Here is a 23,326-nt window from a genome sequence, read left to right as displayed (position 1 = left end):
AGACTATCCACTATAAACTATCCATTATCAACTAAATAGACTAATTCGTTTATTCTGCTTTTAATCTAAGACTACTCATTACCTTTTTAGGAGCTACATAACCGTAAGCGATTCTGTCATCGTCTTTGACTTTCTGGACGCCATCCAATAAGATTTTATCATTTTCGTTAATGCCGTTATTGACTACATATAAGTCCGGCATTTCGCCACCAATGGTGATTTCTTTTGAACTCAACACATTGTTTTTACCGACTACAAAAACATATTTTTTGTCCTGGATTTCATAGGTAGCTTTTTGTGGAATTACAATGGCATTTTTTAAAGGCACAAGCATTTGTACTTGTCCTGTTTCACCATTTCTTAGCAATTTAGTCGAATTTGGGAATCGGGCTCTGAAAGCAATGTTTCCTGTTTCGTTGTTAAATTCACTTTCAATTACTTCAACATCACCTTTGTATTTAAAAGGCTGACCATCGGCTAAAATCAGATTGACTTTGGTTTCTGCGCGGTCTTTGACGTTGGTCTGGTATTGAAGGTATTCCGGTTCTGATACGTTAAAATAGGCAAACATCTGGCTGTTGTCTGAAAGCGTTGTCAGTAATTCGCCTTCTTCGATAAGGCTTCCTAACTTTAATGGAATACGGTCAATAGTTCCGTCAAACGGAGCTCTGATTTCTGTAAATGACAAGTGGAGTTTTGCCAATGATACTTCTGCTTTTGCGGCCTGAAGTTTTGCCTGGGCAGCAGCCAGTTCATTTTTTGAAACTACGTTTTTATCTGCTAAGATTTTAGTGTTCTGTAATTCTATTTCGGCCGATTTTTGTTCTGCCTGGGCTTTCAGTAATTCTGCCTCATACATTTTAGGCATGATTTTAAACAGCAATTGCCCGGCTTTCACGAACTGGCCTTCGTCAACATAAATGTTTTGCAGAAATCCTTTTTCCTGGGCACGGATTTCAATGTTTCGTACCGACCTGATTTGCGATACATATTCTTTAGTAAAAGTAGTGTCGATTTTTATCGGGCTGGTTACCGTAAATTTATCGGCTTCTTCTTTTTCTACTTTTTTAGTTGTGCAACTAGCAAGGCACAACAAGGCAGTGATGCCTGTTAGGATGATTTTCTTCATTAGGTAAATAAATGGAAATTAAGCGATTGATTGATTGCTTGGAATACGACGATTCCTTTGGATCCGTAAAAACATCAGTAACCAGAAGCTACGCGAACAGCCATATCTGAAGAAGTGTGTTTAATAACAACTACAAAATATAATGATCACACTCAGGTAACCGATATATTCGAGTTAAATCAAATACGTAATACCCTATGGGTAATGTAAATAGGATTGGATTGGCCACAAAATGGCGAGAAGGTTTTAAAATTCTTTTGATAACGGTCCAGGATAGGCTGACAGTAGATTGTCTCATACCAGTTATCAGATAAGCTATAATTTCCTATGAAAAGTTTATTCCATATTCCGTCTTTGAGATCGTCTCCACCTGGTTGTCCTTCATCAAGATCTAAGTCACCCTCTTCGAGTAAGGTATTGCTTGTATCCTGATTGGTAAATTTTACCCTGTGTTTTTTCTGAAAACTATGAGACGAATGCGAAGTTGGTTGCGTAGCTGCATTAAGGTATTGCCCTCCGCTTAGCAGAAGTAAAGAGACATATACGAATAATGCAAATAGCTTTTTCATTTGCCGCCAAAAGTAAACAAAGTATTGAAACAAAAAAAGAAATTTCACTACGCTTTAACAAGTAAATGCTGCTACAACGTTTTCTTTGATTGAAAAAATGCTTTCTCAGTGTAATTTATTCTGTGCCAATATCTAAAAAGTGGCCAAGCCGATAGGATAAGTATCAGCTTTTCTCAATATATTCTGCATTGAAAAGATGATTTGGCTTTAAGTAGACAAAATTGTTTTGAAAGTCAAGAAACATATTAAACCTTTTCAAAACTTCATTCCCAAGAATATGAATGTTTTGTCCATGCATTGGTTTATTCGTAGTTACCAGTTGTACAGGCACATCTTTAAATTCATATTTACCGATTTTCAATTTTTGCAGGCTTGAGGTTATCACCGGGACTTCGTTTCCTTGTGCTCCTCTCATAATAACCTTTTTTATTACTTTCATATTCTGAGTAGGAAATTTGCCAATTTTGAGCAAATCATTATCGAGCATGGCTGTCCTTTGATAGCCCGTATCAAATAGAAAAAAGTCTGAGTTTTCTACTATATCCTGAAAAATTTGGCTTTCTACCAAAAAAATCCCCTGAAAAAAAGTAATCATGAGTTTTGAGAAAGCATCTTCTTTCAAAACAGAGATGGGCAGTTGCGGATGGACAACCATGATGTTCTTGTCATAATTAAGCTCTACGACTTTCCCTTTAAATAAATCCCAACCAAACCTGCCATCTGTATCATGTCCGGTTAATTGTGCGTCAAATACTCTTGTGCTGTAGTCCTGATTTCCTATTTTGATATCATAAAATGTGTCATACAGCTTAGGCACCGACTTTAATTTGTTTTTCATGACATCATTCGTCAGTACCAATTCTGTCGTGCCCGTATCAAAATTCAGATTCAAGGTATCGATTTTATTAAAAACAGCCTTGACATAGATAGTATTCTGTTTATTAATGGTTAAGGGAATGGTGTCTGGTAAAGATGCTTTATTCTGCGAATATGCAATAATTGGCAATAAGGCAAGTGTGAAAAGCAGGTATTTTTTCATGGAAAAATTTTCAGAATTGTTTCAACACAAATATAAGTTGGTTCTACCTAAAAATATTCTTTAAAACGCAGTAAGAAAAAATATATTAATTTTTCATAAAAAGATTAAAAAATTTAACAAAAAAATTATATTTGAAAAAATTAATTTCCAATATGAAAAACATATTCATCGCCTTTGTTTTTGGGTTTAGCAGCATTAGTTATGCGCAAACAGATTATTCTTTTGTTTATGACAGTGAGTCTTTTTTAAGTGATGGCATACGCCTCTATGAAGAAGGAAAATATCAGGACGCTTTAAAAACATTTGATAAAATTGTAAAAGATGATCCTAATTTTTATTCTGCCCAATATGAGAAAGCTATAACGCTTGCTGTTGGCGATGACAAAGAAGCCGCCAGAGCATTTTATGAAAATGCCTACAACAAAGGTTACATGAAAGAAAACCCATTATTTTATATGGCTTATGGAAATTTTTTAAGTGACCAGAAAGATTATGATAAGGCAGAAAAAATGTTTCAGGAATCATTAAAAATTTATCCTAATTCAAGTTCATTATTCTACAATCTTGCCTTGCTTTATCTTCGCAAAGAAGAACGTCAAAAAAGTGTAGACTATCTTGAAAAAGCAATTACAATAAATCCAAATCATGCTGGTTCTCATTATATGTTAGGTCTGATAGCACTTGAAGATGGTCGTGTAACCGAAGGCTCCATGGCTCTTCTCGCCTATCTATCGCTTGTTAATGAAGGTAAAGGCTGTGAAAATGCAATCTTAAAACTTAATGCTAAGTTTTCAGAAAATTACTTGGACAAAAGCAAACTGACATTCTCCAAATCAGGCGATAATTTTGAAGAAATTGACGTTATCTTACGGAATTCTTTGCCCTTAAAAAGTGCCTATAAAGTGAATTCGACAATTGATGACGTAATCATTCGCCAGGTACAGGCCATTGCTGAATATGCCGCAGAACATAAAGTGGAAGGTGGCTTTTTTGAAACAATTTATGTTCCATGGCTTGCTGATATTGTAAAGAAAAAACAATTTGAAGGTTTCTCCTATCACATATTATTAGGAATGAAAGAACATCTGGGCAAAAAAATTACTTCCCAGAATAAAAAAATAACAGCCTTTAATGAAACTTATCTTTCCCGAGATTTTTGGCAGGTATTTGCAAGACGTACTGTCGATTTATTTGGAAAACAAGAACAGGTAGTCGTTTATCTGAAAAACAACAAGCCTTATCTTTTAGGCAAAGAAGAAAACGGAAAAAAAGTTGGCAAATACAAAGTTCTTAATGAAGACGGAAACATGGTCGGCGAACTCAATCTGGTTAATGACGAATTGGATGGCCTGCAAAAATATTACGATGCCAAGGGCCGGCTTACAGAAGAAAAGAACTATTCGAAAGGTAAGGCAGAAGGTAAAAGAACCAAGTATTATGAAAACGGAAATGTTGAATTTGTAGAAAATTACAAAAATGATTTGCTGGAAGGAATCAGTACCTCCTATTATTACAATGGAGGAAAAAGCTGTGAAGTAAATTTTGTAAATAATGAACGTGATGGGGCTTTTACCTGCTTTTATGAAAATGGTTCAAAGAAAAGTGAAATCAACTATTCAAAAGGTAAGTTTAATAGTAATTATATTCTATATGATACCGCCGGAAATATCTCAAATAGCTACTCTTATGTAATGGGTGAAATTGATGGTAAGGTATACGAATACTATGATGGAAAAATAGTAAAATCAGAAATTGAATACAAGACAGGAAAAATTTCATCTCCTTATAAAGTCTATTATCCTAATGGAATCCTTAAGGAAGAAACTACCTATCAGAATAATAATCCTGCTACTCTGGTTTCCAATCTTCCTAATGGGAAAAAATCGTATGAAACACTTTATGACAAAGATGGATATGTCGCAACAAATAACTATTTTAACGGCAATGACATTCTCTATTTCCAGGAAACATACAAAAAAGGAGAAATAAAAACGGCCCTGCAATTTGAATCCGGAAAATCAAAAGCAACAGATGTACCTGTGAGCAAGGGGAACTATGTAATGAAAAACCTGGAAGGTATAGTACTCACCAAAGGCAGTTATGAAAAAGGAAAGAAAAAAGGAGAATGGAATTATTTTTATAACACGGGTAGCCTGAGTGCAAAAGAAAACTTTGACAACGGAAAGCTAACAGGACTAGCAAAAACCTATGCTACTGACGAGCGACTTTCATCTGTTCTTAATTACGTTAATGATACTATTTCCGGAGTTTATGAAAACTATGAACATGGAGGTTTATCTAATGTTTATCACTATAAAGGTGGTCAATTAAACGGCCCAAATAAATCTTTTTACCCTGACGGAAGCATTTCAAAAGAAAATTTCTACATCAATGGACAACTGTATAAAAGCATTCGTTATTGGCAAAATGGTAATGCCAACCTTGTGTCATGGTATGTAAATGATTCTGCTATAAAATTAGAAAATTATAGTCCTGATGGTAAAAAACTAAACGAAATTAATTATACAAATAAGAATGAGAAAATGAGTACTGCATTTTTTGGTGGTGCAGAAATACATGAAACTACGCTTAAAAATGGTGCATTCGAAGGAAAGTATATTGTAAAAGACAAGAATGGCAGGATAATAAGCGATAATAATTATGTAAATGGTCTCCGCCATGGCAAACAGATTGCTTATGGTCCAACGGGAGCACCAACCAGTGAAAGGAATTATTATTCTGGAAAACCAAACGGTGCAGGCAAATATTATGACATTGCTGGAAACCTTAGAATGTCTGATAATGATATGTTTGGCAGTGACACGGGACCTTTGGCACGCTATTATCATAATAAAGGGAAATTTTTAGAATACAACCAGTATAATGGCAACATTGAAGGCGAGGCTAAATATTACAATCAAAAAGGCGATAACATTCTTATAGTAGGCTATCAAAATAATGAACTGCTCTACTATATAAAACTAGACAAGAACGGAAAACTAAGCGAAAAAACTCCGGTTGTTGGTCAAACAGCCAAAATAATTTCATCTTATCCAAATGGAAAGACGGCCATTGAGATTAATTTTGTCAAAGGCAATATTGATGGTAAGTTGGTAGTTAATAGCCAGGATGGTAAACCCGAATATGAAGCCAATTACGATATGAATCTTTTGTCCGGACCAAGAATTGAATATTATGTCAATGGAAAGGTTTATAAAAAGGAAAACTTTAAAAATTCCAGTTTTGAAGGACTACAGCAATTTTTTAAAGAAGATGGAAAACCTTGGGTAACGGCTGAATATAAAAATGATGAATTGCACGGCCTTTGCAAAATTTATACTAACGGAATTGTTTCACAAACCCAAAGATATGATTCAGATGCGCTGGTTGAGATTATTAAATAAAAACTGCTTTTTTATATTCCTGTTTTTTTTGTCCTTACAAGTTGAGGCCCAAGAAAAAACGCCAGTGTTTTTAGAATATAAAAAAAAGTATGGTGACATCAATGAAGTCGTTATTAGCAATAAAAGTTCTTATGATATTTTTATTGAAAATAAGAAACTTCGCGTTTTACAAGACAGCTATTATGAATCCATGATACTGTCTGAAAACGGGATTCAAAATAATCAGGAAAACTTTTCCTATTCCGAATTGGTAAAACTTAACAAATATGAAGCCTATTCCATAATCAATGACAAAGGGAAAGATCGGAAAATTAAGGTTACACAAACGAATGAAAAGCAAGCAAAACAAAATTCTGTTTTTTACAATGATGTAAAAGAAAGACAGCTCATTTTTTCAAATCTGGAAGCCGGAGCTAAAAAAGTATATAGCGTACAAACGGAGTTTCTGGATCCTTTTTTATTGCACAGTTTTATTTTTGGAGACAATTTTCCAATAGTAAATTCCACATTAGAAGTCCGTACAGATAAAGACATCAATATTGGCTATCGTATATTCAATGACCCTACAAATAGTATTGAATTCTCTAAATCTGAAAAAAAAGGAAAATACATTTATAGCTGGACATTAAAAGATGTAAAAGCAGTAAAAATGGAGCCTAATAATCCAGGCTTCCGCTATTTCATACCGCATATAAATATTTATGTGAAAGACTATACTATTGACAAAAACACAACCAAGGTGCTTGATAATACGGAAGAACTGTATAATTACTATAAATCGTTTATTAAAAACCTAAACAAAACAGACGATACTGAACTCAAGGAACTCTCAGTTGAACTGACAGAAGGACTGTCTTCAGACACCGAAAAAATCAAAAAAATATTCTACTGGGTAAAAGACAATATCAAGTATATTGCTTTTGAAAACGGGTATGAAGGCTTCATTCCGCGTGAAGCCAGCCTGGTCTTCAAACGTAAGTTTGGCGACTGTAAGGACATGTCCAGTATTATTACTTCAATGGCTAATTATGCAGGAATAAAAAATGTAACCGTTTCATGGATTGGGACACGTGAAATTCCCTATTCTTATGAACAACTTCCTACTCCATCAGTAGACAACCATATGATTGCCGTATACAACGACAATGGAAATTACATATTTCTCGATGCTACCGATAGGGAGAGCCGCTATGGAATCCCAACTTCTTTTATTCAGGGGAAAGAAGCCCTGATTAGCAACGGCGATACCTACAAGATTATAACAGTTCCTGTGGTTGATGCAGAAAACAATGAAACTGTGGAAGTACTAAAACTAAGTTTTGATAAAGAAAAGATTATAGGTTCCGGAACTGTAGATTATAAAGGATTTGCAAGAAGTAGTATACTCTCCCAAATTGGAGACGCTTCTAATAAAAGGCGCTTTGATATGATTAAAAGTCTTGTGCTGAAAGGAAATAATAAATTTAATCTCAAGGGGTTTTCTGAAAAAAATGTTTCTGATCGCGACAAGCCTTATCAAATCGATTTTAATTTCGAACTTTCTGATTATGCCCTACAAGTGGATAAGGAATTATATGTTAACCTTTTCTTAGATCGCCTATATGAAAAATTGTCATTGGAACCGGATCGCGTAACCGCATTCGATTTAGAATATCTGGCAGCTTATAATGGTAGCTATGAGTTAGAATTGCCTAAAAACTATTCCGTAAAATACTTGCCGGAAAATGTCAGTTTTGATAATGCCCTCATGAAATTTGAAAGCCAGTATACCAACATAGCCGGCAAGGTTACTCTAGCCTTAAAGATTCAATTAAAAAAAATATTGCTTGAGCAACCTGATTTTGCCTTGTGGAATGAAACCGTTAAAAAACTTAAAAATACTTATACACAAACTTTAATACTTACCGAAAAATGAATTCTAAATTTAGAATAAAAGCAATATACGTTTTCCTTATTTTATTCAGCCTTAATGCCTTCGCGCAAGACTTTTCCTTTAAGAACTATAATTGGGATGAAAAGTCGGCTAAAATAGACATCCCTTCAAAATACAAAGAGGAAAAGGAAGCAATTTTAGAACGAAATACAAAAATTGAGCTACTTATTGATAAGGGTAAAGCCATCCAATATTATCTCATACATGAAAAGAGATATATCAACAGTGATGATGCCGTAGAGCGAAACAATAAAATCTATATTCCTTTTGGAGCCAATGAAAGTGTAGTTTCTACAAAAGCACGAGTTATTCTAAAAAATGGCAAAGTAATCGAACTTCATAATAGCGATATAAAAGAAGAAACAGATGAAGAAAGAGGTATCAAATACAAATATTTTGCAGTAAACGGACTTGAAAAAGGTGCTGTAATTGAAAAGATATTTATTATAGAAGAATTTCCTGAAGTCAAGGGCTATACCGTAAAAATGCAGGATGAATATCCAATCGTAAAAAGTACCTTCCAGTTAATTTATCCTGAACATTTGATATTCAGAACTAAAAGCTACAACGGACTTTCTGAGGCTGTAGTCGAAAAAAAGCAACCTAATGAAAAAAGCAACACTTTAACTGTGGTTGAAACCGATACGCCTGCACTTGACGACAATGAGAACTACTCGAATTGGAACAGTAATATTAAACGATTCCGTTACAAGTTGGATGAAAATTTAGCTAACGGTTCTAAAAATCTAAATAACTTTAAGGAATTCTCAACAACCTTATATGAAAGATTTCATCCTCAATATGACAAAAAAGAACAAAAAGCGATAGATGAATTTTGCAAAGGAATTGCTAAATCTAATGACATACAGGAACAGGTTTGGAATATTGAAAATAAAATCAAGAAAACAATAAATTATAACCGCTATATCAATAGCCAGGAAACACTACAGGATATTATCAAAACGAAACAGGCCAACCAAAGCGACATTTTAAGGCTGTACATTGCCGTATTCCAAAAAATGGGTGTTGAGAACAATATGGTATTTACATCCAATCGTTATAAGATGCCTTTTGATAAAGAATTTGAAAGCTATGAAAACCTCGACGAATTGCTATTCTATTTCCCTGCTATAAAAAAGTTTATGACTCCAACGGAAATTGAATACCGTATTCCATTAATTCCTAATGAATTGGCAGGAACTAATGGGCTTTTCATAAAAGAAAAAGCTTTTGCAGGTACAAAAATGGGAATTGGTGAAGTTGCAGCCATCGACATTCCAAGCGTAGAAGTAACACATGATATAATTGACGTTGTCATTGATTTTACAAAAGATCTTGAAAACCCTGTGGTAACAGATAAAATCCAATTTGGTGGCTATTCTGCTTTTAACTTTCAGCCGATCAAAGATTTTGCTTCACCGGAGCAATATAAAGATATGCTCAAAAGCATTGCCCAGAACTATACAGTCGAAACCGAATTCAAAACACTTACAACCGAAAATGACGGAGTTGACAACATTGGTAAAAAACCATTTGTAATGAATGTAGTATTTGAAGGAAAAGACTTGATTCGTAAGGCAGGGGAAAATTACCTGTTTTCTGCTGGTCAGACTATTGGAAAACAAATGGAACTCTATCAGGAAAACAAGCGAATGATGCCTGTAGAAATCAACTATCCACATGCTTATACACGTAAAATAAGAATAATATTGCCTGAAGGAGTTACTGTAAAAAACCTTGACAAATTCAATATGAATTATACTGCCGATGTAAATGGTAAAACGGAGGCTGCCTTTATCAGCAAATATGAGAAAAAAGGAAACGAAATTATCGTAGAAAATAAAGAATATTATAATATTCTGCATTATCCCTTAGAAAATTTCGAAGCCTACAGAACCGTAATTAATGCAGCGGCAGATTTTAATAAAATTGTTATCATATTAAATAAACAATAAAGTGCTAAAAATCCGGGCTACACCCGGATTTTTTGTTTTTAATGGCCTTGCGACTAATCTAAAATTAAATTATTAACCTATCAAAAGTATTTTTTCTTTTATCCATTAGCCGCAAGCTATTTTTGTAATTTTGCCCTCTCCAAAGTTATCTTTCCTATGAGATTCAGAAACATCAACATACCTCCTATTCCTGCTGTTCTTTTAGCCATAATCAGCGTGCAATCAGGAGCGGCAATTGCCAAAACACTTTTCCCATCCATAGGGGCTGCGGGAACGGCTTCATTGCGAATTGGTATTTCTGCTTTGATTTTAATGGCAGTCTACAGACCAAAGCTCACAAAACTCACCAAAGAACAATGGAAGTTTGTGATTCCTTACGGTCTTTGTTTAGGAGCCATGAATCTCGTTTTTTATTTTGCAATTGAAAGAATACCTATCGGGTTGGCCGTGACGTTAGAATTCATAGGTCCGCTAATGGTAGCCGTTTTAGGTTCCAAACGTGCTGTTGATTTTTTATGGGTATTACTTGCCGCCGCAGGCATTGTTTTGATCGCTCCCTGGACTACAAACGGAGTGGATATTCTGGGTGCGGCTTTAGCTACATTGGCTGGCGCTTTTTGGGCGGCTTATATTGTTCTGGGAGGAAAAATTTCACAAAAAATGGACGGTAATGAAGCGGTAGCAACGGGTATGCTTCTGGCGGCCTGCCTTGTGGTGCCATTCGGAATTTTTGGTGGCGGATTGGAAGGGCTTACTCCTAAGTTTTTAGGCATGGGAATCGCTCTGGCTCTTTTATCGAGTGCCATTCCGTTTACTTTAGAAATGAAAGCTTTGGGCAGGCTTCCTGCACGAACCTTCAGCATATTGATGAGCCTGGAACCGGCTGCTGCTGCCATCTGTGCTTTTATATTTTTGCAGGAATACCTTTCCTTCAACGAAATTCTGGCCGTGGTTTTTGTTGTTGCCGCATCAGCAGGGTCAACAATTACCTCCAGACGGTAGCTATTTCAGAATGGAATACCGTTCCATGAATTTTTCCTTAAATCTTCTGCTCATTGGTATCCTGTTGCCGGACAAAAGCTCTATTTGGTTATCTGACAGATGCAGTTTTTTGACAAGATTCATATTGACCACATAACTGCGATGTACCTGAATGAATTGTTTTTCAGGCAATTTTTGCTGCAACAGCTTTAAAGACATTTCAATCAGGAAAGATTCTTCATGGGTAGCAATAAAAACATATTTGCCCTCAACCCTGACATATTCAATACTGCTGAACAGTACTTTGGTCAGGGCTTCTTTCTTTTTGATTAAAAGGAAAGCCTCCATTATTGCAGTTCCGGTTTGGTGGGCAGAAAACATTCCCGGCATTTCCAGAAATCTTTCTATAGCAAGCTCAATGGCAAACTGCAACTCCAAAACATTAAACGGCTTAATCAGATAACTGTAGGGATTAGTCAATCGTGCCGATTCAAAAGTTTCCCTGTCTACAGAAGATGTCAGGAATACGAAGGGTTTCAACGTAGCCGGGTTTTCATTAATGCGTTGGGCAAACAATATACCGTCCGGGTCATTACCAAGGTAAACATCAATGATAACAATATCCGGTTTTTGAGCATAAAAATAACCTAGTGCATCTTTCAGGTTTGAAGCAGTTGCGGTTACTTCATATCCTTTTTGTTCTAAAGCTTCCTGCAATGATGCTGCCTGAAAGCTATCATCTTCAATAATCAATATCCGTATTTTTTCCATAATCTATTTCTTTACCAATTCCAGTACTATTTTAACCGAAGTTCCTTTTCCTTCTTCACTTTCTATCATCAGCCGCTCACCGTTTTTTTCAGTCATAATGCGGCAAAGCTCAAGACCAAGACCCGTGCTTGTCCTTCCTGAAGTATCTTTTTGACGCACTGTCTTTCCTGATTTTATAGTGTCCAGCATTGCTTTATTAATTCCTATACCGTTATCTTTTACAACAATTTCTGCCTGGTTTTCATAAATACGGGCATCTATTTTTATGGAACCTCCATCCTGCGTAAACTTTATAGCGTTGTCTATAATATTGCGAAGCACAATCTTAATAGCGTTGGAATCTGCATAAACCTGTATTCCCTCAGGTATATTCTTATCCAATCTTATATCTTTTATTTTTAGCGCATTACCATAATTCACAAGAACCTGTCCTACTATGGAATGTAAAGGCAATTGTTCTTTTTTATAAAAGGAGCCGTTTTTTTGTTCCAGTGACCAATATAATAAATTATCAAGCATGGAGTAAGTATTTTCTGTCATATTGATATTTAGGTCCAACTGTTTTTCCAAATCGGTAAGCTCATTTTTTATCAGGGCTTTCTTTAGTCTGAGGTTACTTTCTTTAAGCAAATACACCGGAGTACGTAAATCGTGTGCGATGATAGAAAAAAGTCGGTCCTTGGTTGCATTTAATTCATCAAGCTGTATATTTTGCAATGCAATTACCCTATTCTTTTTTATACGTTGGCTGTAAGAATACAATCCCACCAAAAGCAACAGCAATAAAACAGCAGCAATAGAAAAAAAGGTATTGCTTTGCATCCGTTTGGTATCGAGTTGCATTTTTTGAAGTTTAGCCTCTTTCTCTAAAAGTTGGATTTCCGTCTGTTTTTTATCGACAATAAACTTTTTTTCCTGTTCGGCAAGTCCCCAAATCCTATCCCTGTTCCAGATTCCTTCCAACTGTTCCACATATTTCTTATAAAATTCCAGCGCTTTTTTGGTTTGTCCGGCAGATTCCATAGCCAGAGAAAGATTAAAATAAATATCGTCTTTTATATCCACCGCTTCAGAAACCTCAGAATACAGAAGTGCCTTTTTTAGATGGTCAACCGCCAGACGATCTTTGTATTGCTCAAAATACAGGTCGCCAAGATTAAGATGGACAGCCGCAAGATTCAGACTGTCCTGAAACTCTCCATAAAAAGCAAGGCTTTTTTTATAATAAGACTCTGCTTTTTCGTAATCATGCTTATCAATATTGGCATAACAGCGGGCAATATTATTGTATATCGCACCTTGAAGTTTTTTATTGGCACTGAAATCATTTTTATGCAACAGGTCTAAATAATATTGAAGGGCATCTTCATATTGCTGGAGCTCAAAAAAAAGATTGGCAATATCAGAATAGAAACCAACATTTCCCGGAGGATTTTTTATGTTTTTACTAATTTTTTCTGCTTGTAGCATTGATGCCAGTGCCTCGTCTTTCAGTCCTTTTTTCCTGTAGAAACTTCCCCTGGCATAATAAGACAAATACAAAAGCGTATCATTCTTTGAAGTTTCACTGTAGACAGCTATAGATGCCAGTATAGAAGGAAGTACCTCGGAGTATTGCCTTTCATACAACTGTATGTGCATATTGTGAAAAGGGACAAAATCCGGTTGCTTTCTTCCGTCTTTTGTCCCTTTCATATTGTCTGTCAATAATGGGAGTTGCTTATTGGTATGGTGTCTGCAAATAGGGCATTGCTGTTTCAGTAATGATGCTACGCCAAAAGTTTCGTTTTGTCCAAATACAGTATAGCATCCAAAAAAAAAATAATTATATTTTTCATCTTTTTAAAATTTAGAAAGAGACGTATATATTCCCACGGTCTTTCCTCCTCTTTTTTTGCCACAACCACCCAGATTATCATCTATAGTAAGTTCAATAATATTATAAAATTCTTCCAGTTCAAATTCTTCTGTTTCTATATACCATAAATTTTCAACATCATCTTTTATATCTCCAATCCTATTCATGAATATTTTCTTTATTGGCAGTATTCCCATCATATGAATGCCTTCATCCATAAAAATATCTATACTTCTTTCGATAGAATCCGGAGAAACTTTTAGTAAACAGAAAATTTCCAAAGTCCATTTCTCATTGCCTGTATCGCTCTCACGAAATTTTGCATTGAGCAAAGGGGAATCAATTTCTAAATTTTGTTTCAGATCCGGAGCAACTAGGAGAACAGGGCGTTTAAACTTAATTTTTGTCATAACATAATTTTTTAGCGGGTTAAGTAATAGTAAAAATAAACAAATAAACTTTATTCCTTTTATCCTACCGTTCATACCTCCTGTTTTACCGCTCATGCCATTTTAGCCGAAAAGCCTTTTGAGTTGGGATAATATTGCCTTGTAAATCATTGAAAATCAATATTCATTTAAAAAAACAAGACAATGAAACCATCAATTGCTGAAATTCAAAAAGTTCTTACAAAAAAAGGATATGCCTTTTTTGACCAGAACAAGCCTTATAATGTCAACATTATTGGCATCCGAAGTAAAAATACCGTGGCTAATTCTTTTGACGACACTTTGTGCCTTGTTTACAGGGATGAGAGCCTTAGCCCACAAATTTTCACCTTTTCGGTTACTACCGATCCGGGATTATACTGGTTGAAAAATCCGACTAATGTTAATGGAACAGCGATTCTGGTTCCGGGACAATACAAAGGTTCGCATCAAATTGGACTCCATAAAGGCCAATATGAAGCTTTAGTACAAAAAGCACCTGTAAAAGTCTGGAGAGATGCCAATAAAGACGGCAAGTTAGATTTTTCCGGACCGCAGCACCAGGGTATTTTCGGAATCAACATCCACAGGAGTAATCCGGTTTCGGAATCGCTGACAGTTGAAAAATGGTCGGCCGGATGTACCGTGTTCCAAAAAGTAGCCGACTTCCATTTTTTTATGAGTATCTGCAACAAGTCTAAAGGACTTTACGGCAATTCTTTCACCTACACGTTGCTGGAAGAATCCGACTTCACTACGAGTTAATAATTCTTAAATATTTTCATTATGAACATTGGAGACCAATTTAGGGGACTTCCTATGGAAGACCTTATCGGTGGGCCGTTATCGGCTGCCGTAAAGTCAAACACCGACCTGGCAAAATCTACTGCCGCGTTCATCAACGACATCGGTTTTGAAAAAGTAAAAGATGCCGACGGCTCAATTATGCCGGGGCCGGCACGTATGGTAGATTTCGTTTTCGAACGTCCGGGACAGGACAAGGAAGGAAATGCTACCGTTGAAGAAGTAAAAATGAAGGTGCCGATGCTTGCCATCGTACCCATTCCGAACCTACAGGTAGACCTTGTCGACATTACTTTTGACATGGAGGTTAAAAGCTCCACCAAATCTGTCGAATCTTCTGCTTCAAAAGGAGAATTCAGTGCTTCTATGAGCGCAAAAATTGCCTTCTTTTCTGTCAATGCCAGCGTTTCCGGGTCGATTTCATCGAGCAAAGAAAACACGCGTTCCACAGACCATTCTGCCAAATACCATGTGGCCGTAAAAGCTACCAATCACGGTATGCCGGAAGGTTTGGCCAGAGTACTGGACATCATGAATGATGCTGCAAAACCACGTCAGATTGTAGCCTACAAGCCTAATGCCAACGGTGAAATCGAAAGAGGCGAAGACGGTAAACCTACAGAGCAAGGCAAACTTGTCAATGCTGACGGTACCGAAGTAACTCCTACTTCAGACACAAATTAATTAATCTATTAAGTTAACGCCAACTGCCATGATTCCTGACAATTCAAAAAAGACCACAATCGCAGAGATACGATATATCAAAAAAGTAACGATAGGTACTGTCAACCCAAGTGCACCCTTTACAGACGATATGCGGGAAGATCAGTTGGCGTTGCTTAACAAATGCCTGTCACAGCATCCAAAAGGCATCATCATAGGAAAAGACATTTCTATCGGGAGCTTTAAGCTGGGCGAGCATGAACTCAACATGCAGAGCACTACCTACCATGTTGGATTTGCCAGAAAACCTTACTGGCTTGATGAAAAATAACTTTAAAAAACACCCATACCATGTCGCAACAAAGATTTGACCATTTGTTACAGGCTATCCACAATGCTGCACTAAAAGCCCAGGAAATTACGGAAGAGCAGCATATCATGCAGATAGCGAAATATTTCGATGAAGACGGAAAACCTATCACACAGGAAATCCAGGTACCGACTCTCGATCCGGATGATGACCCGGAAACAATGACTACGCTAAAGGTTCCTTTGCTAAGCCTTCTTCCTCCGTCTGCTATAAAAATCAAGGAATTGAAGCTGAGTTTCAAAGTTGGGCTTGGCAAAATAAAGATAGACCCGTCTGATAACAAAAACGGACCAAGCCTGGACATCGATATGGGCGGCGGTGGCGGTATTTTCGGTAAGAAACAGGCCACGGCTAAAGTTGACATCACCTTTGAGGCAGGAGATCCTTCGGAATCTTTTTTAAGAATCAATGACTATTTAGTCAAGAGTGTAATCTAAAAAATCAATTACTAATCATTAAAATTAAAAAATTATGGCACTTATTTTCAAAAAGGGCTGGAACGAAGCCCGCAAAGACTATGTTAAAAAATATGGCAAGTACCAGGCCTTTCTGGACACACTTACTGAATCGCTTATTGTTGGCGCTTTTCGTAATGCCCGCAATCATTTTAGCGACCATTGGGTACTTGAGTTTATTGATATTGCTACTAACCCTGGCAGGGTTGAACAAGTTTCTATCGAACAAGGTTCGCACCAGCCGGAAGACCTTACAGGAGGAGGCTTTTGCCTGCATTTCACAGGAAGAGACAACTCGGGCTATGCTTTCCATTTCTATATTATCCAGAACCTGGACGGCACGCCGCGAATCATAGAAATTTCCTATCGTGAGAACGGGCAAACCGTTAGCGATTACAGAAGATAGTTTTTCTCAAGCACAGCATAAAAACCCGTAGCGGGTTCCTCAAAAAAACATCCGGATGTAAAGAGGTTTAACTATTTGTTTCACCTAAAAAATATTGTCATGGGAAGCTTACTAACCGTTAAAGGAAAACATCATGAAATGCTTTATGTAACCAGCGTCAACAGACTGGCCCTGGATGATGAATTATGCATTTTCGCCATAGCCGATTTTTCTCAAAAAAATGGCGTGCCCTACCCTAATTGTGAAATCCGGCAAAAGGTCGATATCAGCAAGTATGAAGCTGTTAACCTGGATGAATTGGCAAAGAACTAATACAAATTGACCATGAAAAAACATATCCTACTTTATCTGGGCCTATTCTATCTGGGCCAAACAGTTACGGCACAAAATATCTGGTCGCTTAAGGAGTGTATTGCTTATGGACGAGCCAACAGTTTTGAAGCTTCCGAAATTAAAATACTCAACGCTTCCTATAAAGAAGACAGGAAAAGCATTCGTGCTTCCTACCTGCCGCAGTATAACCTTGTTGCAAACGGTGCTTTTACGGCCAATGACAATGCTGTTGCCTGGAATCCGAATGCAGGCCTTGAAATCAATGCGCTCCTTTATTCCGGTTTCAGGAAAAAACATGAACTGCAGAAAGCCGACCTGATAATCGCCCAAAGTCAATACAATATTGCTATTGCCGAAAACAACGTCGAAATGCAGGTGTTGTATGCCTATACAGAAGCCCTTACCAAAAAAGGCCAGTATCAGGTCTGTATCGATTTTTATGAAAAGACCCGGCAGCTTTACGATGAATGCAGTGCCTCTAAATTGCTTTCTCCGGCCGATGGATATTTTTTTGAAGTTCTTTTACAGCAAGACTGTCAGGAAATTGAATCGTTGGAACAGCAATATGCCATAGCCTTGTTAAAAATCAGGCAGACCATCAATCTTTATGACGATCCAGATTTTGAAATTGCAGAAATCCCATCGTTTACACCAGGCCATACCACTCTTGACGTGGCTTATCCGCTGGCTCTTATTGCCGACCCTGGAATCAGCAGTAATCAGCTTGATATTGATATTGCCCGTGAAAGCAGCCAGATTGCCAAAACTTTATTACTGCCTTCGATAAACCTTCGTTACACGCCTTATTATGAGCTCCATAAATCAGGATTGCAACATTATGCCGGATTGCAGATTTCACTGCCCGTTTTCAATCGTACTGTTCAAAAAACAGCTATCGAAAAAGCTACCATACAAGGCTTGTTTCAGGAAAAACAATTGGACAACCAGAAAGAAATGCTTTGGAATGCGGTAGTGCTTATCATCAGCGAATTAAAAAACAGGCAGTCATTATATGAAATCAGCCTTACGACCTTAAAAAAATCAACACGTCTGCTAAATGACAGTGAAGAAAAGCTGAAGAATAAAAATACATATCCCGAAGCTTATCTGATCGTACGCAACTGGAACAAACAATGCGCTCTGGATTCTGTTGCCTTGAAATATCAGACCATTACGCAGGCCAAGCTTCTTGATTTCTATACCGGAACCACCTTATAATTCAATACAGTCCTTATGAATGCAATAGTCGAAAAAATTAAAAACCGTTCCTATTTCCATGAAACGGACAATATCGCCAGCGAAGACGTTGAAATCATTCCATCTGAATGGGAGAAAGAAAAACGCAGACTCGTGCTTGCCCAAAAAAAGCAGAACAAAACAGCCATGGAGCGGCATATTGACGATGAAATTAAATTGATGTTGGACCATATCCACAGAAAAAGTAACGACACTCTAGAAGTTGCAACATACGATTTAAAACTTTCTCAAAAAATCGAATGGCACGGGCAACTTCAAAAAGTCATAGCTCCTGCCAGTCTAAAAAGTATCAAATATGCAACCCGATTTTGTGGAAATTTCCCAACAGGAAGAAGCTTTTTCAAATTACCATTGGCAAAATACTTTTTTGGCCTTATTATTCTTATGGCAATTGTGATGGCAGTTGGTTTTTGCACCAAAGAAACCCGATTGTTTACCGGTTACTATTCGTTCGAATTAACAGATACAGCTATTTTGTATTTTATCAAAAGTTATGGCATTTCAACGGCCTGTTTAGGAAACCTGCTTTATTTGACCGCCAAACTTTCAAGACAAATCCATGATGTTACTTTAACTGCAGAACGTATTCCTTTTTACCGGAACAGCCTTTTATTCGGGCTAATGGCAAGCAGTTTTATTGCGTTTAAAATCCCGGAACTTCTTTTAATCGAACTCACGCCAATAGGCTACCTGTTTATTGGCATAATTGCCGGACTTCTTATTGACATTCTAAACCTGATATTCAAGGAATAACCTCGAATTTTTTCCTCATCGCAAGCCTATACGGCTAATTCTAACCTTAAAATTTTAAACATGAAAAAACTTTTTTTATGGTACTCCGGAACGGGTACCACAGCAGAACACATGCGTAATTTTTTCAACATTACCGCAAGCGACACCATCAAAATTGCCTATGTCGATGGTCTTGGAACTGAAAACAATCGTACAGAAAGCCAGACTCTCTCCAACAACCAGACCGGAAGCTGGACAGAATGGTTAATGGGCTTTTTTAGAAAAACAGAACTTTTGCATGACCAGGCCTACGGCTACAAAGAAAAGCACCAGTTAGCCCAACTGGAACACTATTTCAAATTGCTGGAAGAAATTGATCCGGAAAAAGACAACCATGTAGAACTCATCATTGGAGGGCACAGCCGTGGTGCGGCTGCTGGTGTATTGGGCTTTATCACAGCCTTGTATTCCTGCTGCAAGGAAGGCAATACGCTGGAAGGCAGTCCTATCAAAAAAATACGAATCCTGGGCGTTGACCCGGTACCGGGCACCAAAGGCAATGACCTTTTAGGACTTGAATCAGAAACGGCAGAATTCAAGAAAAATCCAATTCTTAATATGCTCAATTTTATTGAAAGCAGCAGTAAAAAAGAGGATTTGTTCAGTGTAATCTATTATGCTGCCCGTTTTGATGCGCGTAATGAATTCAAGGCAGACGATTACTGGCTTAATTTCTATAAGAGCCAGCTCCTGAACAAACAGATTGATACCGAATTCTATGTAGGCGGATTCAGGCATTCAGCTATGGTTTTTGAAGATGATGAAATCAGTTCATTATACAATGGCAACGCACGTCCAACAGCTTTGATGAAAGAGCTTGTCAAGCGTGAATTGGGTCTTCCATGCGCCAATATAGTCACCTTATATAACGGGCTGACTGCAACAGAACTGACAGCCTTGTCTAATCTGGCCAATGATACGGGCAACACGACTCTGATAAACCGCACGAATAAGAGCAGTTATGGTTCGGCTAGTGTGGTTTATACCGGAAGTTCATTGCAGGAAATCGTAAAAAAAATAACGGCCAACGGTACTAAAAAATCCGAACTCAATAAGGTAAACCTTATCAATAACAGATATTTAACCCTTTAGTCATTTTGAAATATCCCTATAACTTTTTTAGGGATATTTCTTTTTCAACCCCAATCCTTACTTCCATGAAAGAAAAACCTACTTCTAAACCGTATCAGTTTCCTAAAAAAGGAGAAGGAGCTTTTCGCGCTTATCAAAAAATCAGTAACGAGCTGACTTTAGACGGCAACGTACAGCTTGATTTGGGAAGCTTTAGCACGACTTCCATGAATCCGCTTGCCGACAAGCTTATTACAGAACAGCTCGGCAAGAATTTTATTGATTATAATGAATATGGGCAGACCAAAAAAATCCATGACAGAATAATAGGGATGCTATCCGGATTATTGCATGCTGCTGACCCCAATAACCCAACCGGAACCTCAACATTAGGTTCTTCTGAAGCCATACATCTGGCATTACTGTCGCACAAATGGAATTGGAAAAAAAGACGGGAATCTTTTGGTCTTTCTGCTTCAAAGCCCAACATCGTATACAGCGGAAATGCTCATGTCTGCTGGGATAAATTTGCACTTTATTTTGATGTGGAACCTCGCAAAATACCGCAAACATCACATGATTCATATCCTATTGAAGAAATACTGAAAAGCATTGACCAAAACACCATTTGTGTTGGCGCCATAGCCGGAAATACTTATACCGGCAGTATTGACCCCATTGAAAAACTCAATGATGAAATCATACGATTAAACAAAAAACACAATTGGGATGTTGGTATCCATGTCGATGCGGCCATTGGCGGATTTGTATTTCCTTTTATCAAAAAAGAAGTCAAAACCTGGGATTTTCGCCTGCCTTTGGTTCGGAGTATTAATTTATCCGGACATAAATACGGACTCGTATATCCGGGTATAGGATGGTTGATTTTCAGAGAAGCTGCTGTATTGCCAAAAGAACTGATTTTCACGTCCCATTATCTCGAAAAGCCAATAGAAACTTATACCCTTAATTTCTCAAAAGGAGCTTCCATGATTCTGGCACAATACTTTTCTATACTGCAGCACGGGAAGCAAGGTTATGAAAAAACAATACGCGATTACTGTAAAACCGCAGATGTTATACGAAAGAGGCTCCGCCTGTCAGGCCACTTTGAAACCATAGACGAAGGAATACTTCCTGTAATTGTGTTCAGGCTAAAAGATGTAAAAGAGGATATGCTAACCGCCTTATTGCTACACCTCCGTTCTAAAAACTGGATGCTTCCGGCCTATCAGATTCCGGGTATTTCCAAAAAGGAAACACTATTACGGATTGTTGTAAAAGAAAATATCAGTCCTGAACTTGCCCAATTGTTTTGTGACGACCTGATTTACAGTTATGAAACCCTTAAAAATGACTAAAATGAAAACTATCCTGTCACTGGTTCTCCTGTTGTTTTCCCTGTTTCCAAAGGTACAGGCGTCTGAACCTGCAAAACAGAAGGATGCCCCGCTTGAGGTAGCAGTATCCATACACCTAAACAAAATATACGACATCAATTCCGTCAACCAGACCTATATGATTGACGGCTATTTGGTCTTATCGTGGCATGACTCAAAACTGGAAAAAAAATATTGCCGGAAGTATGGCAACAAACTGGTGTATGAGAATAAAGAATTTCCTAAAGACATACTGGTTCCATCCTTTGAATTCATCAACATTTTAGGCGACAGGGAAATTATCAACAGACGTCTGATTGTCAATTCCGACCAAAATCTTATTTATAATGAACGTTTCCATGGCCGATTTACAACTCCTATGGATTTCCATAAATATCCTAATGACAAACAATGTTTTACAATCCAGCTGGAATCTTTTTCTATGGAAAAGGAAGACCTGGTATTTGTTAATCCGCAGCTATTTCCAAAGGTTCTGGACGCATCATATATGGAAGAATGGAACATTCTGGATAAAAAAGATTACGTCAACGAAATGATGTACAACCATCTGAGTGCCAACAAAAAAGGAGAATCGTTTTCACGCTGCAATTTTGAAATTTTTGCACAGCGCAAAATAGAATATTACTTATGGAAGGTTTTTCTTCCGATAGGCTTACTGGTTGTTGCTTCCTGGCTTGTTTTCTGGGTAAAAGATTTCGCCAACCAATTGAACATTTCTTTCACGCTCATGCTTACCATGGTCACTTTCAATTTCTTTACCTCATCATTACTGCCTACTTTGCCCTACAATACTTTTATTGAAATTGTCATCATTTCAGGATATATCTCTATTTTCCTGACACTGATAGCCATTATTTTTACCTATGCCTATTCAAAAAACAAAAGAACAACCGTAAAAATCAATAACTTTTTTCAGGTATTTTTTCCTTTGCTTTATATCTTGTTTATTGTATTATGCATAATTATCATTTTTGTTTAGATTAGTTTAAAAAAACAAAAAAATTACAACAAACTTTGCGGCTCTGCGTCTTTGCGAGCAACTATTTCACGCAAAGAAGCAGAGCCGCAAATTACAAAGCGTTTTCTTTTGCAAACTTTAAAAGCTCCGCAAGATTCCGGGCCTGGCATTTGTTCAGCAAATTTCTTCTGTGGGTTTGAACAGTCAGATAGCTTAGAAATAACGTATCTGAGATTTCCTGGGTAGATTTGCCATCTGCCAATAATAATAGTATTTCTTTTTCCCTTCGGGTCAACCTGGGAACTGTTTTTAAATCATGGATATTGGTTTTCTGTACAATTCCCCTAACTTCATTACTAAAGGCCAATTCGCCTTCAACAGCTTTGTTGATACAGTTTTTGAATTCTTCCAGTGAAGCACTTTTAAGCAGATAACCATTGGCGCCATTTTTAATCATCTGAAGAACAATGCTTCTTTCTGCCTGACTGCTCATGGCAAGGATAATAATTTTAGGAAAGCTCTTTTTTATTTTCAGGCACAAATCGATTCCGTTGGCATCCGGCAGAAAAATATCCAGCAAAATAACATCTACTTTAGCCAATCCCCCATATTCCAATAATGCGGCTCCGGTTTTAAAACTTCTAACGATTTCAACTTCTTTTGACTGCGAAAAAACAACCTGCAATCCTTCACTGACAATAGGATGGTCGTCTACGATTATTGTTTTATAAGGCTTTGTGATTGTCATGT

Annotated in this window: 22 protein-coding genes; 15 read left to right on the top strand and 7 right to left on the bottom strand. The window is 37.2% G+C overall.

Translation table 11 applies throughout. The features are described 5' to 3' along the window. Positions 1-49: 49 nt before the first annotated feature. The 3 genes from B0G92_RS09625 to B0G92_RS09615 form a co-directional block, all read right to left on the bottom strand. Positions 50-1,129, bottom strand: coding sequence for an efflux RND transporter periplasmic adaptor subunit (locus B0G92_RS09625; RefSeq protein WP_056071250.1), 1,080 nt, complete (start codon positions 1,127-1,129; stop codon positions 50-52). A gap of 179 nt (positions 1,130-1,308) precedes the next feature. Next, complete coding sequence (locus tag B0G92_RS09620; protein WP_101471942.1) at positions 1,309-1,698, bottom strand: hypothetical protein; 390 nt, start codon at positions 1,696-1,698, stop codon at positions 1,309-1,311. Positions 1,699-1,861: 163 nt separating this feature from the next. Continuing rightward, positions 1,862-2,737, bottom strand: a complete 876-nt coding sequence (locus B0G92_RS09615; RefSeq protein ID WP_101471941.1) for a pepsin/retropepsin-like aspartic protease family protein — start codon at positions 2,735-2,737, stop codon at positions 1,862-1,864. A 152-nt stretch (positions 2,738-2,889) separates the two neighbouring features. Between B0G92_RS09615 and B0G92_RS09610 the strand changes: the two genes are divergently transcribed. The 4 genes from B0G92_RS09610 (at position 2,890) to B0G92_RS09595 (ending at position 11,031) form a co-directional block, all read left to right on the top strand. Next, the gene (locus B0G92_RS09610) at positions 2,890-6,141 is read left to right on the top strand and encodes a toxin-antitoxin system YwqK family antitoxin (RefSeq protein ID WP_101471940.1); all 3,252 of its coding nucleotides are present in this window, start codon (positions 2,890-2,892) and stop codon (positions 6,139-6,141) included. Between the two features lie 64 nt (positions 6,142-6,205). After that, on the top strand, positions 6,206-8,056 hold the full coding sequence (locus B0G92_RS09605) for a DUF3857 domain-containing protein (protein ID WP_180326423.1): 1,851 nt from the start codon (positions 6,206-6,208) through the stop codon (positions 8,054-8,056). Beyond that, positions 8,053-10,029 (top strand): DUF3857 domain-containing protein, encoded by a 1,977-nt coding sequence (locus tag B0G92_RS09600; RefSeq protein WP_101471938.1) that lies wholly within the window; start codon positions 8,053-8,055, stop codon positions 10,027-10,029. Before B0G92_RS09605 ends, B0G92_RS09600 begins: the two co-directional genes overlap by 4 nt. Before the next feature lie 156 nt (positions 10,030-10,185). Then, positions 10,186-11,031 carry an EamA family transporter gene (locus B0G92_RS09595; protein ID WP_056071241.1) on the top strand — a complete coding sequence of 282 codons (846 nt, stop codon included), beginning with the start codon at positions 10,186-10,188 and terminating at the stop codon, positions 11,029-11,031. Here the strand turns inward: B0G92_RS09595 and B0G92_RS09590 are convergent, their stop codons facing one another. The 3 genes from B0G92_RS09590 to B0G92_RS09580 all read right to left on the bottom strand — a co-directional run bounded on the left by B0G92_RS09590 (position 11,032) and on the right by B0G92_RS09580 (position 14,145). Beyond that, positions 11,032-11,781 carry a LytR/AlgR family response regulator transcription factor gene (locus tag B0G92_RS09590; RefSeq protein WP_101471937.1) on the bottom strand — a complete coding sequence of 250 codons (750 nt, stop codon included), beginning with the start codon at positions 11,779-11,781 and terminating at the stop codon, positions 11,032-11,034. It lies immediately after the preceding gene. Positions 11,782-11,784: 3 nt separating this feature from the next. After that, the gene (locus B0G92_RS09585; RefSeq protein ID WP_143395014.1) at positions 11,785-13,476 is read right to left on the bottom strand and encodes a tetratricopeptide repeat-containing sensor histidine kinase; all 1,692 of its coding nucleotides are present in this window, start codon (positions 13,474-13,476) and stop codon (positions 11,785-11,787) included. A 147-nt stretch (positions 13,477-13,623) separates the two neighbouring features. Beyond that, on the bottom strand, positions 13,624-14,145 hold the full coding sequence (locus B0G92_RS09580; RefSeq protein ID WP_101471935.1) for a hypothetical protein: 522 nt from the start codon (positions 14,143-14,145) through the stop codon (positions 13,624-13,626). A gap of 87 nt (positions 14,146-14,232) precedes the next feature. Here B0G92_RS09580 and B0G92_RS09575 point away from each other — a divergent pair, with 87 nt between their 5' ends. The 11 genes from B0G92_RS09575 to B0G92_RS09525 all read left to right on the top strand — a co-directional run bounded on the left by B0G92_RS09575 (position 14,233) and on the right by B0G92_RS09525 (position 22,597). After that, positions 14,233-14,832, top strand: a complete 600-nt coding sequence (locus B0G92_RS09575; protein ID WP_101471934.1) for a hypothetical protein — start codon at positions 14,233-14,235, stop codon at positions 14,830-14,832. A gap of 21 nt (positions 14,833-14,853) precedes the next feature. After that, on the top strand, positions 14,854-15,555 hold the full coding sequence (locus B0G92_RS09570; protein ID WP_082482210.1) for a DUF2589 domain-containing protein: 702 nt from the start codon (positions 14,854-14,856) through the stop codon (positions 15,553-15,555). 28 nt (positions 15,556-15,583) lie between these two features. Further along, the gene (locus B0G92_RS09565; RefSeq protein WP_056071227.1) at positions 15,584-15,865 is read left to right on the top strand and encodes a hypothetical protein; all 282 of its coding nucleotides are present in this window, start codon (positions 15,584-15,586) and stop codon (positions 15,863-15,865) included. Positions 15,866-15,885: 20 nt separating this feature from the next. Then, positions 15,886-16,341, top strand: coding sequence for a DUF2589 domain-containing protein (locus B0G92_RS09560; RefSeq protein WP_056071224.1), 456 nt, complete (start codon positions 15,886-15,888; stop codon positions 16,339-16,341). A gap of 34 nt (positions 16,342-16,375) precedes the next feature. Further along, positions 16,376-16,765, top strand: coding sequence for a hypothetical protein (locus B0G92_RS09555; protein ID WP_056071222.1), 390 nt, complete (start codon positions 16,376-16,378; stop codon positions 16,763-16,765). A gap of 99 nt (positions 16,766-16,864) precedes the next feature. Then, positions 16,865-17,077 (top strand): hypothetical protein, encoded by a 213-nt coding sequence (locus tag B0G92_RS09550; protein WP_101471932.1) that lies wholly within the window; start codon positions 16,865-16,867, stop codon positions 17,075-17,077. A 12-nt stretch (positions 17,078-17,089) separates the two neighbouring features. Beyond that, the gene (locus tag B0G92_RS09545; protein WP_101471931.1) at positions 17,090-18,316 is read left to right on the top strand and encodes a TolC family protein; all 1,227 of its coding nucleotides are present in this window, start codon (positions 17,090-17,092) and stop codon (positions 18,314-18,316) included. A gap of 15 nt (positions 18,317-18,331) precedes the next feature. After that, positions 18,332-19,108: a hypothetical protein gene (locus tag B0G92_RS09540; protein WP_101471930.1), complete on the top strand. Its 777-nt coding sequence runs from the start codon at positions 18,332-18,334 to the stop codon at positions 19,106-19,108. 60 nt (positions 19,109-19,168) lie between these two features. Further along, positions 19,169-20,239, top strand: coding sequence for a hypothetical protein (locus B0G92_RS09535; protein WP_101471929.1), 1,071 nt, complete (start codon positions 19,169-19,171; stop codon positions 20,237-20,239). 65 nt (positions 20,240-20,304) lie between these two features. Further along, complete coding sequence (gad, locus tag B0G92_RS09530; protein WP_101471928.1) at positions 20,305-21,579, top strand: glutamate decarboxylase; 1,275 nt, start codon at positions 20,305-20,307, stop codon at positions 21,577-21,579. Position 21,580: 1 nt separating this feature from the next. Then, entirely contained in the window at positions 21,581-22,597 is a 1,017-nt protein-coding gene (locus tag B0G92_RS09525) for a ligand-gated ion channel (protein ID WP_180326422.1), read from the top strand. Positions 22,598-22,688: 91 nt separating this feature from the next. On the opposite strand, the gene B0G92_RS09520 is transcribed toward B0G92_RS09525, so the two are convergent. Further along, positions 22,689-23,324, bottom strand: a complete 636-nt coding sequence (locus B0G92_RS09520; protein WP_180326421.1) for a response regulator transcription factor — start codon at positions 23,322-23,324, stop codon at positions 22,689-22,691. Positions 23,325-23,326: the final 2 nt, after the last annotated feature.

The organism is Flavobacterium lindanitolerans (genome assembly GCF_002846575.1).
Lineage (GTDB): Bacteria > Bacteroidota > Bacteroidia > Flavobacteriales > Flavobacteriaceae > Flavobacterium > Flavobacterium lindanitolerans.
This window is presented reverse-complemented; position numbering and strand designations above follow the sequence as displayed.